The organism is Thermogemmatispora sp. (genome assembly GCF_019683635.1).
Taxonomy (GTDB): Bacteria; Chloroflexota; Ktedonobacteria; order Ktedonobacterales; family Ktedonobacteraceae; genus Thermogemmatispora.
Map to the genome: position 1 here is coordinate 1 of NZ_JADGIA010000140.1, position 13,790 is coordinate 13,790.

At 61.2% G+C, this 13,790-nt stretch carries 12 protein-coding genes and 1 pseudogene; all 13 read left to right on the forward strand.

Annotated features, from left to right (window positions below; all coding sequences use genetic code 11):
- Positions 1–549 precede the first annotated feature (549 nt).
- Positions 550–1,791, forward strand: coding sequence for a Gmad2 immunoglobulin-like domain-containing protein (locus IRZ31_RS14820; protein ID WP_297154974.1), 1,242 nt, complete (start codon positions 550–552; stop codon positions 1,789–1,791).
- A gap of 304 nt (positions 1,792–2,095) precedes the next feature.
- The gene (locus IRZ31_RS14825) at positions 2,096–2,947 is read left to right on the forward strand and encodes a sulfurtransferase (protein ID WP_069803269.1); all 852 of its coding nucleotides are present in this window, start codon (positions 2,096–2,098) and stop codon (positions 2,945–2,947) included.
- A 376-nt stretch (positions 2,948–3,323) separates the two neighbouring features.
- Entirely contained in the window at positions 3,324–3,680 is a 357-nt protein-coding gene (gene ndhC / locus IRZ31_RS14830) for an NADH-quinone oxidoreductase subunit A (RefSeq protein ID WP_297154976.1), read from the forward strand.
- Positions 3,671–4,273 carry an NADH-quinone oxidoreductase subunit B gene (locus IRZ31_RS14835; protein WP_112431677.1) on the forward strand — a complete coding sequence of 201 codons (603 nt, stop codon included), beginning with the start codon at positions 3,671–3,673 and terminating at the stop codon, positions 4,271–4,273. Before ndhC ends, IRZ31_RS14835 begins: the two co-directional genes overlap by 10 nt.
- Positions 4,274–4,428: 155 nt before the next feature.
- A complete protein-coding gene (locus IRZ31_RS14840) occupies positions 4,429–5,046 on the forward strand; it encodes an NADH-quinone oxidoreductase subunit C (RefSeq protein WP_297154978.1) in 618 nt (205 codons plus the stop codon).
- A 665-nt stretch (positions 5,047–5,711) separates the two neighbouring features.
- The gene (nuoD, locus tag IRZ31_RS14845; RefSeq protein ID WP_363325671.1) at positions 5,712–6,872 is read left to right on the forward strand and encodes an NADH dehydrogenase (quinone) subunit D; all 1,161 of its coding nucleotides are present in this window, start codon (positions 5,712–5,714) and stop codon (positions 6,870–6,872) included.
- Positions 6,869–7,393 carry an NADH-quinone oxidoreductase subunit NuoE gene (nuoE, locus tag IRZ31_RS14850; RefSeq protein WP_297154982.1) on the forward strand — a complete coding sequence of 175 codons (525 nt, stop codon included), beginning with the start codon at positions 6,869–6,871 and terminating at the stop codon, positions 7,391–7,393. Before nuoD ends, nuoE begins: the two co-directional genes overlap by 4 nt.
- 44 nt (positions 7,394–7,437) lie before the next feature.
- The gene (gene nuoF / locus IRZ31_RS14855) at positions 7,438–8,736 is read left to right on the forward strand and encodes an NADH-quinone oxidoreductase subunit NuoF (RefSeq protein ID WP_297154984.1); all 1,299 of its coding nucleotides are present in this window, start codon (positions 7,438–7,440) and stop codon (positions 8,734–8,736) included.
- 59 nt (positions 8,737–8,795) lie between these two features.
- Positions 8,796–10,964 carry an NADH-quinone oxidoreductase subunit NuoG gene (nuoG, locus tag IRZ31_RS14860; protein WP_297154986.1) on the forward strand — a complete coding sequence of 723 codons (2,169 nt, stop codon included), beginning with the start codon at positions 8,796–8,798 and terminating at the stop codon, positions 10,962–10,964.
- Positions 10,957–12,222 (forward strand): NADH-quinone oxidoreductase subunit NuoH, encoded by a 1,266-nt coding sequence (nuoH, locus tag IRZ31_RS14865; RefSeq protein ID WP_297154988.1) that lies wholly within the window; start codon positions 10,957–10,959, stop codon positions 12,220–12,222. The genes nuoG and nuoH overlap by 8 nt, the downstream gene beginning before the upstream one ends.
- Positions 12,223–12,414: 192 nt before the next feature.
- Positions 12,415–13,068: pseudogene (nuoI, locus tag IRZ31_RS14870) on the forward strand (NADH-quinone oxidoreductase subunit NuoI); the annotation flags it as partial.
- A complete protein-coding gene (locus tag IRZ31_RS14875; RefSeq protein ID WP_112431690.1) occupies positions 13,065–13,601 on the forward strand; it encodes an NADH-quinone oxidoreductase subunit J in 537 nt (178 codons plus the stop codon). The pseudogene nuoI and the gene IRZ31_RS14875, both read left to right, overlap by 4 nt.
- Positions 13,602–13,644: 43 nt before the next feature.
- Positions 13,645–13,790: NADH-quinone oxidoreductase subunit NuoK (nuoK, locus tag IRZ31_RS14880; RefSeq protein WP_297154992.1), on the forward strand; the 146-nt coding region annotated here is incomplete at its 3' end.

A 13,790-nucleotide genomic window follows, 5' to 3' on the forward strand; every position in this document is an offset into this window, starting at 1 on the left:
ATAAGAATGAATACAGGAGACATGATGTCGCAAACATGTGTTCTAGTCTGACATCATGTTCATCATCCTGATGACAATGCTATTCACATTGTGAATACTAAATTGCCACATGAGAATGACAACTAGTACTTGGATGGGGGAATCCTATAGCAGACGGAGGGTTTTTTACAGTGCGTTTTAGCGCGGCAGTTCGATGATGAACAAAAGGGTGAGCAGCGACCTTTTTATTAGTGTAGTCACGGCTCTGCTGTTCTGGCTTCAGTGGCTCACTGAGCGAGAACTTCCCAACCTATTATGGAGGGATGTTTTGGCTGTAATTCAGTGGGGGGCTGGTGTTGGGAGAAAGGTACCGGGTAAGAGAGTCAGGAGAGAGTAAAAGCGAGGAGGAGCAGCCAGTGGGGCGGCTGGTCAGCAGAGGCAGGCTGCGGTTTCGGTTTTGCAGGGCTTCACATGGCTCATATGAGCTATCTCACAGCTGTTCTTGTCGAGCCATGTTATGCTAATCCTGCAGTGGGGACGAGCGCAGTCCCCTACACGAGGAGAAAGCCCATGCTGAAGCGCTTTCATCTGCCCAAGCAGCCCAGAGATCCGAAGCAATCGCCCTGGCCTCATTGCCATCGCAGCACAGCCTTTAGCATCATTGTGCTATTGTTCTGTCTCAGTCTGGCGGCTTGCGCCTCTCCTTTTGGTGGAGGGAGTCAGGCCACGCCGACCGCTGGAACCGGGACCCCGGCAACCGGGGGAGAGACCCCCACAGCCTCGCCGGTGGTCCTCCTTGGTCCCCGTCCCTGTCCCACAGCAGTCCAGTCGCCCGCCTACTGGAGTGGCATTGTCCACGCCGTTGCCGGTGTCACCAGCGTTGCGCGCGTCCAATGTGGCAACCTCATGGGTACACCGCAGCTGCAAGCCCTGGTCACCGTTGCCCATCAGGGAGGGCACGCCGTTGATGTCCACGTCTACACTGGCATCACCAACCCCAACCCGCAGCAGATTTGGGAACTGCTCAATCTCTATGACGGCGATGCGGTCATCAGTGGCTACAATACTGTGCTCACCGCCGAAGTCGACCAGAACTCGGCCCTCAACCGGGGACGCAGCCCGGGCAACTACCAGCGTGACCTCTTCCGAGAATTCAAATGGTCTGATGCTCAGCAAACCCTGGTCCAAATCGCCTTTCCGGGCTTCTTCCCCGATCTGACGCGCTATCAGGCCGAAGAGGATCAGGCTGCGGTCAATCAGGGGCATGACCCCTGGAAGCTTGACGCTGTCAAAGTGGCGCAGGCTCTGGCGGCCTCATCCGCCTTCTTCAACTGGGGAGCGGATGCGTCGGCCCACCTCATTAGTGGCGGCGGCCAGCACGATCTCAACGCTGTCGTCGAGGTCAAGAGTCCCCACCCTGGTGGCAGCACCATCCGCGTCAGCATGAGCCGGCTGGAGTCCAACACCAACGGGGGCATCTGGGAAGTGACCGAGGTCAGCAGCCCCACGCTCTCCATCAGCGCCCCTGCCGCCCTGGCCCGGCTGCACAGCCCCACGACCGTTACGGGGAGAGGCAACGCCTTTGAGGGCGTCATTGGTAGCTTACGCCTGCTTGATCATCTCTATAACCAGGTAGGTCAGGCCCAGGTGCGTGGCGCCAGCGGTAATGGCTCCACGAGCTTCTCGACTAACCTCACCTACACGACTGACTTCAGTGCTGGGGCCCAGGAGGGCCTGCTCATGCTCTCCATGCCGAGCCAGGCCGATGGCTCGATCGCCACAGGCACTCTCGTCAAAGTGCTGCTCACCTGACAAATAGGGCACGCTCACTATTAACCTGTGAGGAGAGGAGCGGCGCCGGCGGCCTCACTCCTCTCCCGCCCGCAGCCCGCACTGGTCAGGATCGCCCTCGCCCTGCCCACTGCTCTCCCGACAGCTGCTTGTAGTTGCTAGTAGTCGCTAGCCGTCAGTTCTTCCTCCCCGAGTAGCAACAGATTGCCCTATTGATTGGAATAAAACAGGCCACCTCGACCGTTACTAATAAGAGAAGAGACTTTGTTGAGTATGTCGCTCAACAAAATCAAAAATATTTCAGGCAGCAACATGGAGGAGATTGATGGCAGAAAACAAAGGCTATGCCCATCCAGAAGTGCTGGTAGATGCTGACTGGGTTGAGGCGCATCTCAACGATCCCAAAGTACGCCTCATTGAAGTGGATGTTGACACCAGCGCTTATGAGCAGGGTCATATTCCTGGAGCCATTGGCTTCAACTGGCAGAAGGAGCTACAGGACCAGGTTGTTCGTGCTCCCATCAGCAAGGAGCAGCTGGAGGAGCTACTCAGCCGGTCGGGGGTCAGCAATGACACCACTGTTGTTCTGTACGGAGACAACAACAACTGGTTTGCCGCCTGGGCTTTCTGGCTGCTCAAATACTACGGGCACCAAGATGTGCGACTCCTTGATGGAGGGCGAGCCAAGTGGGTAGCTGACAAGCGCCCTCTGACCACCGAGGTGCCGAGCTACCCGCGTACTGAGTACCGGGCCGAGGAGCCACACCGCGAAGTTCGAGCGTTTCGCGACGAAGTCCTGAGCAAACTGGGGAACAGCCAGGTGGCCCTGGTTGACGTGCGTTCGCCGGGTGAATACAAGGGCGAGCTGCTGGCGCCGCCCAACCTGCCGCAGGAAGGGGCCCAGCGCGGTGGACACATTCCGGGCGCCAAAAACGTCCCCTGGGCCAGCGCCGTGCGCGAGGACGGAACCTTCAAGTCGGCGGATGAGCTACGCGCCATCTACGAGGGCCAGGGCATCACCGGAGACAAAGAAGTAATTGCCTACTGCCGCATTGGCGAGCGCAGCAGCCATACCTGGTTTGCTCTACGCTACCTGCTGGGCTATCCCAACGTGCGCAACTATGATGGCTCCTGGACCGAGTGGGGGAGCCTGATCGGCGTGCCCATCGAAAAGTAAGGCCAGACAAACAGCTAACACACGTCCCTCCTGTATCCAGAGCTGGGGCCGTGGGGGACCGTCGCAGCCTGGCGGCGGCCTCACCGCGGTCCCACTTTTTTTCTCTTCTCCGTCGCCTCTCCTTGTCTCCCTTTGTTCTCGACCGAGAGAGGAAAAGTCTTTCCATTCACTTATTGTTCCTTCTGTCATCATAGCAGTGAGGAGAAGTGGCGGCGGGCGCGGCGCAGCGGGCCGGCTAGCACTAGTCCAGGTGTTTGACAGCCTGGACATGCTGTGCTACCATACAAACTGAAGTAGTGTATAAATGACACCAGGTACCAGCGCCGGTACCCGTGGCAACGCGCAGAGTATTTACCGAAAATAAAGGATATCCACGATGGGCGATCCTCTCCCCATTTTTCTCATGGTGGCGCTGGCGCTTCTCTTTGGCCTGCTGGTCATGGTGGCTACGGCTATTCTGGGGCCGAAGAAGCCGACACCGGAGAAGCTGGCGCCCTATGAATGTGGCATACAGGAGATTCAGGCGCCGAAGCGGCGCTTTCCTGTCAAATATCTGCTGACAGGGATGCTTTTTATTGCCTTTGATATTGAAATTGTCTCATTGTATCCCCTGGCCGTCCTCTTAAAGGATCAGCTGAAGACGCTGGGCCTGATCGAGCTGCTCATCTTCTTCGTGATCCTGATGATCGGCTACATTTACGTCTGGCGAAAAGGGGCATTCACATGGGAATAACCAATCCCTGGGAACCGGTACAGACCTTTTCCAACACGCAGACGCCGCGTCGTCCGCGCCAGTTGCCGATGCGCACTGGCGAATTTGGCATCTTGACGACGCAGGTCAGCAAGCTTATCGAGTGGGGGCGAAGCTCATCGCTGTGGCCGGCGCTTTTCGGGCTGGCCTGCTGCGCCATCGAGATGATGGCCACCAGCGCCGACCGCTTTGACATTGCGCGTTTTGGGGCCGAGGTCTATCGAGCCTCGCCGCGCCAGGCCGACCTGATGATCGTCGCGGGCCGCTGCTCGATCAAGATGGCCCCTGTGCTGCGCCAGATCTACGATCAGATGCCCGAACCCAAGTGGGTGATTGCGATGGGGGCCTGTGCTTCCTGCGGCGGCGTCTTCAACAACTATGCTATCGTCCAGGGTGTGGATAAGATTGTCCCGGTCGATGTCTACATCCCGGGCTGCCCGCCCACGCCCGATATGCTGCTCTATGGCTTCAACGAGCTGCAGCGTAAGATTCGCGAAGGCATCCCGAATCCTCCCGACCCGCTCAAGGAGAGCGGCCTGAAGCTGCTTGGTCCCACCGAGGAGCGGCCAGGCTGAGAGAGGGAGACCGCTCCTCCCTGGTTCGCTCTTCGCTCGCTCCTCGCCTGTCAGCTCGGAGCCGGGAGGGCGAGGAAGAGAGCAAGGCGCGCCGAGCGGGTGGAGCGGGAGAATGGGTGCAGCGCGGGGAAAGCGAGGCGAAAGAAAGAACGATCATGGATACATTTGCCGAGGCTGCCGTAGCAGCCCTACGCGAGCGTTTCCCCCAGGCGGTGGTGGAGACCGTCGAGCACCGTGGTGAGCTGACGGTTGTCCTGGCCACCGAGCACCTGGTCGCTGTCTGTGACTATCTTAAGCGGCACCATCAGTATAGCTTTCTCTCAACAATCACCGCTGTCGACTGGCTGGAGCGCGTGCCCCGCTACGATGTGGTGTATCAGTTGCTCTCGCTGCCGCGGCGCAGCACGCTCGCGCTCAAGGTGCGCGTGGGTGGCAAGCGCGAGGAGCATCCCCAGGTGCCATCGGTGACCGGTGTCTGGCCGGCGGCGAACTGGTATGAGCGCGAGGTCTATGATCTGTTTGGCATCATCTTTACTCATCATCCCGACCTGCGCCGCATTCTGATGCCGAGCAACTGGACCACTCACCCGTTGCGCAAGGACTATCCGCTGACCGGCTTCGATCTGCCTGAACCACACTGGGGCGGTCAGGTTCCCTACGACGTGGACCCCGGCGTTGGCCGCCAGACCCTCCGTACCCCCCAGGGCCGCGAGCTGAACGAGAGTCGCAGCGCCTTTACTACGAACCCAGAGCCGGGTACCCCGCGAGCGTGAGCACTTTACCGGCTGCTTTCGCCTGATCTGCTCTGCTGCTCCGCCTGCCTGGCCGGTCTGCTCTTCCTCCGTCCGCCGGACGTGGGAATGGATGGATGGATGGATGAATAGTAAGGAAGAAGAGGGAGCAACAACGCTGGCTTCCCGCCCATCAGCTACGGGAATCGTATGGGCGTGGAAGCTGTAGTCTGCTTGCCTTCTTGCCTGCTGAATGCGCACAGGAACGGGCCTGACCTGCTTCGGCTCGCTCTCTCTCTGTCAGTTTGGTCTCTGTGCGCTGCTTACCAAGCGCAGAGACGATCGAGGGGTGGGCTGCTGTGCAGTGCAGCGTCGGGGCCTCCGTCAGCGCGAGCGCACAGGCAGGAGAGGGGACGAACAACACGTAAAGATGCAGAAGGATAACGACGGCTCTGGTCGGCCAGAGCTGTGCCAGCGACGAGAGCGGCAGAGAGCGAGCGCTGCCCCGCTCTCTGGCAGGGCCTGAGCTGGCTGGGGCAGTGCAAGCAGGGCAGGAACTGGGCGTGCTTTTGCTGGTTGATCCGCTCGCTTCAGAAGTGCAACGGCTGACATGCAGCGATGAGGGCTTGCTTATGCAACAAGAGCTAGAAACGCGCTATACCATCGAAGAAGGCCAGGTAACCGAGAGCGGTCAGCGCCAGGATACCATGACCATCAACATGGGGCCGCAGCACCCGAGTACTCACGGTGTGCTCCGCCTGCTGCTGACTATCGAGGGCGAAACGGTGGTCAAGGCCGAGCCGGATATTGGCTATTTGCATACCGGCATCGAGAAGACCGCCGAGTCGAAGTCCTACCATCAGGCCCTGGTGCTGACAGATCGCATGGACTATCTGGCCCCGCTGTGCAATAACCTGGGCTATTCGCTGGCGGTGGAGAAGTTGCTGGGGATCGAGGACGAAATCACCGATAAAATTAAATATGCGCGCGTACTGCTGGCCGAGCTGCAGCGCATCGCCAGCCACCTGGTCTGGCTGGGCACAAGTGCGCTCGACCTGGGAGCGATGAGTGTCTTCCTCTACTGCTTCCGTGAGCGCGAGCTGATCCTGGATGTCTTTGAGTATGTCTCGGGCGTGCGCATGATGACCAGCTATATCTGCCCTGGCGGCCTGCAGGCCGATTTGCCGCGCGGCTTCGACGAGAAGGTCCGTGCCTTCACGCGCGTCTTCCCCGATCGTCTGGCCGAGTATCACGACCTGCTGACCAATAACCCGCTCTGGCTGGAGCGCACCAAAGGGGTGGCAATCTTGAGCAAGGAAGATGCCATCGCCTATGCCACTAGCGGCCCAACCCTGCGCGGCAGCGGCATTGCCTGGGACATCCGCAAAGCCTTCCCCTACAGCGGCTACGAGCAGTTCGACTTTGAGATCCCGGTCGGCAGCAATGGCGACGTTTACGACCGCTACATGGTGCGCATGCTGGAGATGGAGCAGAGCCTGCGCATTGTCAATCAGGCCCTGGAGGGCATGCCGCCCGGTCGCTATCGCGTGGCCAATCCGAAGGTGGCGCCGCCGCCCAAGTGGCAAATCACCGGCAGCATGGAGGCGCTGATCCATCACTTCAAGCTCTACACCGAGGGCTATCGTCCGCCCGCCGGCGAGGTCTATGTGCGCACAGAGTCGCCCAAGGGCGAGCTGGGTTTCTTTATCGTCAGCGATGGTTCGGCCCGACCCTACCGTATGCATGTGCGCGCGCCTTCCTTTGCGAATCTGCAGGCGCTGCCAAAGATGATTCAGGGAAACCTGCTCTCGGACGTGGTGGCTGCCATCGGGAGCATCGATATTGTGCTCGGTGAGGTTGATCGATGATTTCAGAACAGGCGAAGCAGCGCATGCGCGAGCTGGCAGCTCGCTATCCGGTGGCCCGCTCCGCCGTGATGCCGGCGCTCTACATTGCGCAGGCCGAGGAAGGCTACGTCTCGCGCGCGGCCCTGGAGGCAGTGGCGGAAGCCTTGAATATGACGGTCGACGATGTCGAGAGCGTCGCGACCTTCTATACGATGTACTATCAGCGCCCGCCCGGCAAGAAGGTAATCAAGGTCTGCAATAGCATTTCATGCTACCTGCGCGGCTGCGACGCGCTGATCGAGCAGCTAGAGCGCCGCCTGGGTATCAAGCGAGGCGAGACCAGTCCCGATGGCCGCTATACCCTGTTGACGACGGAGTGCCTGGCCTCCTGTGGCACGGCCCCGGTGCTCCAGGTCAATGATGAGTTCGTCGAGAATCTAACGCCCGAGCTGGTCGATCGCCTGGTGGATCAGTGGGAAGCTGAGTTTCAGACTGAGGGCCAGAGCCAGGGTCGGAGCCCAGCAGGCGCCGGCGGCTGCTGACGGACGTGCTGGTCTATGTTGTGCTGGAGTGAAAGAAGCGTGCTATGCCAGAGCTGATTATCACGAAACATCTCGATGTACCTGGTATCGATCGCCTCGACGTCTACCGCCAGTACGGTGGCTATGAAGCCCTGGAGAAGGCGCTGCGCGAGTACCAGCCCGAGGAGATCGTTGAGCTAGTCAAGAAGTCTGGTCTGCGTGGACGCGGCGGAGCTGGTTTCCCAACCGGCATGAAGTGGGGCTTTCTGGCCAAGAACGAGCCGCGTTATCTCTGCTGCAACTGCGATGAAAGCGAGCCAGGCACCTTCAAGGATCGCATGCTGATGGAGAAGAATCCCCATCAGCTGGTCGAGGGGGTCATTCTTACCAGCTACGCCTGCCGTGTCTCGACGGCCTTTATCTATGTGCGCGGCGAGCTGGCCTACGCTGCCCGCCAGGTGCAGCGGGCGGTCGATGAAGCTTATGCCGCCGGCTACATCGGCAAGAATATCCTGGGCAGCGGCTATAGCCTGGACGTGATCGTCCACCGCGGAGCCGGGGCCTATATCTGCGGCGAGGAGAGCGCGCTAATGGAGTCGCTGGAGGGGCGCCGCGGCTATCCTCGTCTCAAGCCGCCCTTCCCGGCGGCGGTCGGCCTCTACGGCGGGCCAACGGTGATCAATAACTGTGAGACCCTCTCGACGGTGCCCGCCATTGTGCGCAACGGGGCCGACTGGTACGCCTCCTTCGGTACAGAGAAGAGCAAGGGGACGCGCATCTTCTGCCTGAGCGGCCATGTCAAGAAGCCGGGCAACTATGAGCTGCCCCTGGGGACGCCGCTCCGCACCCTGATCTACGACGAGCAGTACGGCGGAGGTATCCTCGGCGACAAGAAGCTCAAGGCGGTCATCCCCGGCGGCTCCTCAACCTTCATCCTGGGGGCCGATAAGGTCGATACTCCCCTGGACTTTGAGTCGGTGGCCGCAGCCGGCTCGATGCTCGGCTCCGGCGGCGTCATTGTGATGCATGAGGATACCTGCATCGTCGATGCCGTCCTGCGCATGACCGAGTTCTATCGCGATGAGTCCTGCGGAAAATGCACGCCCTGCCGCGAGGGCACCTATTGGCTGGTGCAGCTGCTGGAGCGCATTGAGCACGGCCACGGTAAAATGAGCGATATCGATCTCTTGCTGGATATTTGCGATAACATCAGCGGCAAGTCGTTCTGCCCGCTGGGCGATGCGGCGACCTCTTCGATCACGAGCAGTATCAAGCTGTTCCGCGAGGAGTACGAATATCACGTGCGCGAGGGATGCTGCATGGTAGGACCGAAGGCGCGCAAGCCGGCTGCTGCCGCGCTCTAGGCTGGCGTGGCTGGCAGTGGCTTGTAGGCGGCGTTCCTGCGTGAAGGATAGAAAAAGCTATGGCTGAAGAGGCAAAAAACGACGGACTTGTCCATCTGACCATCGATGGTATCCCGGTGGCCGTACCCCCCGGGACGCTGGTCTGGGCGGCGGCGAAGCAGGCGGGCATCGAGATCCCTATCTATTGTTATCATCCCAAGATGCCCCCCCTCGGCGCCTGTCGCATGTGCTTTGTCGAGATCGAGAAGATGCCTAAGCCCCCGCAGACGGCCTGCACGACGCCGGTCAGCGAGGGCATGGTCGTCCATACGAAGACGGAGAAGGTGCTCAAGGCGCGTCGTGGTACGCTGGAGTTTCTGCTGATCAACCACCCGCTGGACTGCCCGATCTGCGATAAGGGCGGCGAGTGCGATCTGCAGGATTTCACCCTGCGCCACGGTCCGGGGGCGACGCGCTTCGATCTGCGCAAGCGTCATTATCCGAAGCCGATTCCGGTCAGCGATCGCGTGCTGCTTGATCGCGAGCGCTGCATTCTCTGCCAGCGCTGCACGCGCTTCTGCTCCGAGATCTCGATGGATAACGGGCTGGTCATGATCAACCGGGGCTATCGCATGGAGGTTGGCACGGCCCCGGGTGAGGCCTTCGATTCGATCTTCTCGGGCAACACTGTGGAGATCTGTCCGGTCGGCGCCCTGACCTCGGCGAAGTATCGCTTTAAGGCCCGCCCCTGGGAGCTGAAGCGCATCCCCAGTGTCTGCAATAACTGCAGCGTGGGCTGCAACGTGCGCATCGATGTGCGTGTTGACAAGATCATGCGCCAGATGTCGCGCTGCAACGATGACATTGACGATGGCTGGCTGTGCGACCGCGGGCGCTGGGACTTCGATTATGTCAACGATGTGCAGCGTTTGCGCACGCCGCTGGTGCGTCGGCAGCCGGGTGGCACCCTGGAGCCGGCAGGCTGGGGCGAGGCCCTGGGATTGATCGCTGAGCGACTGCGCTCCGTCAAGGAGCGCTATGGGGCGAGTGCGATCGGCGGCATCGGCTCGACACGCACCACTAACGAGGAGGCCTATCTCTTCCAGAAGCTGCTGCGCGAGGCCCTGGGCACGCCCAACGTCGATCATCATCATGGCTTCTTCCCGGGTCTGCGCGATCCGCTCACCGGGCGTCCCTGGATGCTGACGACGGCCATCGCCGACTTTGAACGAGCCTCGCATATTGTGCTCGTGGCCTCCGATCCCTACGAGCGCCAGCCCATTCTGAACCTGCGCATCAAGAAGGCCCTCAAGGCCGGAGCCAGAATTTACGTTGTTAACGAAGGCCCGACCGAGCTGGATCGCCTGGCGACGCGGGTCATTCGTCTGCCGCAGCACGGAGCGGGAGCGGCGGCGCGCCTGCTGCTGGAGGCCGCTCTGCGCCAGGAGAATCTGCGCAACCCGCGCGAGGAAGTGCGGGCGCGCGTTCTGGGAACGCCCCAGGAGACGCGGCAGGCCGAGGCCCTTTGTGGCGCCGAGACGACCGCTGCCCTGCGCGAGCTGGCGCGCGAGATCGCGACGGCCCCGGCGGCCCTCATCCTCTACGACGAGATGGCCACCCTGGCTCCTGGCTGCGCTAACCTGGCTCCTGATCTGCAAGCCCTGGCGGTGATCACCGGCAACATCGACCGGCCTGGCGCCGGTGTGGGGCCGCTCTTCGAAGATGCCAATTCGCTGGGGGCGCGCGACATGGGCCTGCTGCCCGATAGTCTGCCTGGCTATCGCCCGGCCTCGCCGGCGGGTCTGAGCTATCAGGAGATGCTCACCAGCGAGGCGGTCAAGGCCCTCTACATCATGGGAGCCAATCCGGCGCGCCATCTGGCCGATGGCAATCTGCGCCGGGGCAAGGAGTTCATCGTCGTTCAGGAGATCCTGCTGACCGAGACGGCTCAGCAGGCCGATGTGGTTCTGCCGGCCCTGACCTACGCCGAGAAGGACGGCAGCATGACCAACGTCGACCATCATGTGCAGGCCATTCGCCGGGCTTTGCGACCTCTGCCGGGAGCGCGGGCCGACTGGGAGATCCTGATGGATCTGGCGGCTCTGCTTGGCCATCCCTGGAGCTACGAGGGGCCAGAGGATGTGCTCCTGGAGATTGCCGCCCGGCATCCGCTCTACCAGGGTCTGACCTGGGAGGGCCTGGGCCTGCAGGGCGTGCGCACGGGCGAAGTGGAGGTGGCCCATGCCTGAGAATACCTGGCTGCTTGTGATCGCCTCGCTCGTCAAGAGCGCCATTCTGATCGTCATCCTGTTAACGATCTTCGCCTACATGACGTGGATCGAGCGGCGCGTGGTAGCCCGCATTCAGGGGCGCCTGGGACCGAATCGCGCCGGCCCCTTTGGCGCCCTGCAGCCGCTGGCCGACGCTATCAAGATGGCCTTCAAGGAGCAGATCATCCCGGCCCAGGCCCACAAAGCCATCTATCTGATCGCGCCGGTGATCTCGGTCGTGGTGGCCCTCAGCGCTTTCGCCGTGGTGCCGATCGGCAATAGCTGGACGCCAGGCCACCCGAGCATCTGGGACCCGTGGGTTGGCGATATCAATGTCGGTCTGCTCTGGATTCTCTCGATCTCGTCGCTGGCGGTCTACGGTATCGTCCTCGGCGGCTGGTCCTCGGGCAACCGCTATTCGCTGCTCGGCTCGCTGCGCAGCGCTGCTCAGATGATCTCCTATGAGACCAGCCTGGGGCTTGCCCTCAGTGGTACACTGATGTGGGCCGGCACGCTGAGCATGGTCAGTATTGTCCAGCAGCAGACGCTGCAGGGTCAGGGTATCTGGTTCATTGTGGCTCAGCCCCTTGGCTTCCTGATCTACATCATTGCCGCCGTGGCTGAGGTCAACCGCGCGCCGTTCGATCTGCCAGAGGCCGAGCAGGAGTTGACCGCTGGCTACCTGACAGAGTATAGCGGCCTGCGCTGGAGCCTCTATCAGATGGCCGAGTATATCAATATGATCACGGTCAGCTCGGTGGCGACAACCCTCTTCTTTGGCGGCTGGAGCTTCTTCGGACTGGAGCGCATTCCGGGGCTTTCGATCGTGATCTTCGCGGTCAAGGTGGCCTTTTTCCTCTTCCTCTTTATCTGGCTGCGCGCCACGCTGCCGCGCATTCGCTACGACCGCTTGATGCGCCTGGGCTGGCAGTTCCTGCTACCGCTGGCGGTCCTGAACGCGGTGGTGACCGCAGCCTGTGTGGCTCTGGGCCTGCCGTGGTGGGTCAATGGCCTGATCGGCCTGGCGATCATCGTGGCTGTGCTGGCTATCACCTGGCTGCGCAGTCGCCAGACGCGCTTTGCCATCAGCAGAACCGGAGCTGAGCTGTTGCCGCCTTCGGTGCGCCTGGTGAAGTCGATCGAGCCTGAGCTGGGGCTGGTTAATGGCGGTGAGGCCGCAGTGGCGGGCGTTGAGAGGCAACAGGCCCTGCTGCAGGATGGCCGCGTCCAGGTCTGAAGTGGCGAGCAGCAGGCCAACCCGCTAATACAGTAGAAGAGCAGAGAGGGGTTCGGGAGCTGCCAGGCGTGAAGAGGGGCATGACGGGCAGAAAGAGGCAGGAGAGAGGAGTCTGGCAGCTCCTTCGAAACCTGCGAGCGAGAGTGAGAGAGTGAAGAGACGAGGCAAACACGTCTCACGGAGGCAGCGAGAGAAATCATGTCGCTAGATATTCTCAAAGGGTTAGCCACCACCCTTAAAAATATGGGGCGTAAGCCGACCACGGTCTCCTTCCCGGAGCAAGAGCGCGAGCTGCCGCCGCGCTTTCGCGGGCGCCATGTCTTGCACCGCTATCCGAACGGGCTGGAGCGTTGTGTCGGCTGCTTCCTCTGCGCGGGCGCCTGTCCCGCCGATGCCATCTATATCGAGGCTGAAGAGAACACCGAAGAGCATCGTGTCTCGCCTGGCGAGCGCTACGCTAAGGTGTTTGACGTTAACCTGCTGCGCTGTATCTTCTGTGGCTACTGCGAGGCTGCCTGTCCGACAGGGGCTATCACCCTGGAGCGTGAGTACAAGCTGGCGGCCTACTATCCCGAGGACATGGTTTACCACAAGGAGCAGCTGCTGGAGCCGCCGGGGCAGGCGACAGTTGGCTCAGCGGCCTACTGGTTTGATCCCCCACCGCCGGCGGAGGAGGCTCCGCAGCCGGTGCCGCAGCAGACCCATGTCTTTGATGGATTGCAGGCCAGCGCGGCGGCGGTGGGCCTGGGCGATGCCCAGACGGACCCGGAGGTGCTGCTGTGTAACGAGGAGCAGGACGAAGATCGGCGCAAGTTCTTGCACGAGGAGGAGGACAGGCGAGCATGAGCGGACCTGCGCTGATCATCTCCTTTTTTGTGCTGGCCGTGGCGAGCGTGGCCTCGGCCCTGGGCGTGATTCTCTTCCGCAACGCGGTCTACAGTGCCCTGAGCCTGATTTTAACTCTGCTCTTTCTGGCCATGTTCTATCTGCAGCTCGGGGCCATGTTTATCGCTATTGTGCAGATCTTGATTTATGCCGGCGCCATCATGGTGCTCTTCCTCTTCGTGGTGACGATGCTGGCCGCCGATCCGCGCGACCCCGACCTGCAGGACCGGCTGCCCTGGCAGCGGGGAGTGGCGGCGGTGCTGGGCCTGGTCCTGGTGGGGGCGCTGAGCTATCTGCTGCTCAGCGGGACGCCGCTCAATGAGGCGGCGCGCGCGCATGGCTCCGAGGCGCTCTCGCAGGTTGTGGCTCAGCAGGGCAATATTCAAGCCTTCGGCCAGGCGCTCTTTCATGGCTTCTCCTTCGCCTTCGAGGTGACCAGCCTGGTCATCGTCGTAGCGATCCTGGGGGCCCTGGTCCTTGGGCGGAAGGCCTGATGAGAAGAGAAGAAGGCGCGGCGCGGCGAGGAGGCTGACAACGATGACAACGATACCGGTATCCTGGTATCTGATTGTGAGCGCATTGCTCTTCACCATTGGCACCATTGGCGTTCTGGTGCGGCGCAATCCGCTCATTATCTTTATGTCGATAGAACTCATGCTTAACGCGGTCAATCTGGCCTTTGT

Bases quoted from the DNA above. Each gene is read 5' to 3' on its own strand.
- nuoG (WP_297154986.1), top strand. From the start codon at position 8,796: ATGGCTGAAGAGGCAAAAAACGACGGACTTGTCCATCTGACCATCGAT.
- nuoH (WP_297154988.1), top strand. From the start codon at position 10,957: ATGCCTGAGAATACCTGGCTGCTTGTGATCGCCTCGCTCGTCAAGAGC.
- IRZ31_RS14840 (WP_297154978.1), top strand. From the start codon at position 4,429: ATGGATACATTTGCCGAGGCTGCCGTAGCAGCCCTACGCGAGCGTTTC.
- ndhC (WP_297154976.1), top strand. From the start codon at position 3,324: ATGGGCGATCCTCTCCCCATTTTTCTCATGGTGGCGCTGGCGCTTCTC.
- IRZ31_RS14820 (WP_297154974.1), top strand. From the start codon at position 550: ATGCTGAAGCGCTTTCATCTGCCCAAGCAGCCCAGAGATCCGAAGCAA.
- IRZ31_RS14825 (WP_069803269.1), top strand. From the start codon at position 2,096: ATGGCAGAAAACAAAGGCTATGCCCATCCAGAAGTGCTGGTAGATGCT.
- nuoD (WP_363325671.1), top strand. From the start codon at position 5,712: ATGACCATCAACATGGGGCCGCAGCACCCGAGTACTCACGGTGTGCTC.
- IRZ31_RS14875 (WP_112431690.1), top strand. From the start codon at position 13,065: ATGAGCGGACCTGCGCTGATCATCTCCTTTTTTGTGCTGGCCGTGGCG.
- nuoE (WP_297154982.1), top strand. From the start codon at position 6,869: ATGATTTCAGAACAGGCGAAGCAGCGCATGCGCGAGCTGGCAGCTCGC.
- IRZ31_RS14835 (WP_112431677.1), top strand. From the start codon at position 3,671: ATGGGAATAACCAATCCCTGGGAACCGGTACAGACCTTTTCCAACACG.
- nuoF (WP_297154984.1), top strand. From the start codon at position 7,438: ATGCCAGAGCTGATTATCACGAAACATCTCGATGTACCTGGTATCGAT.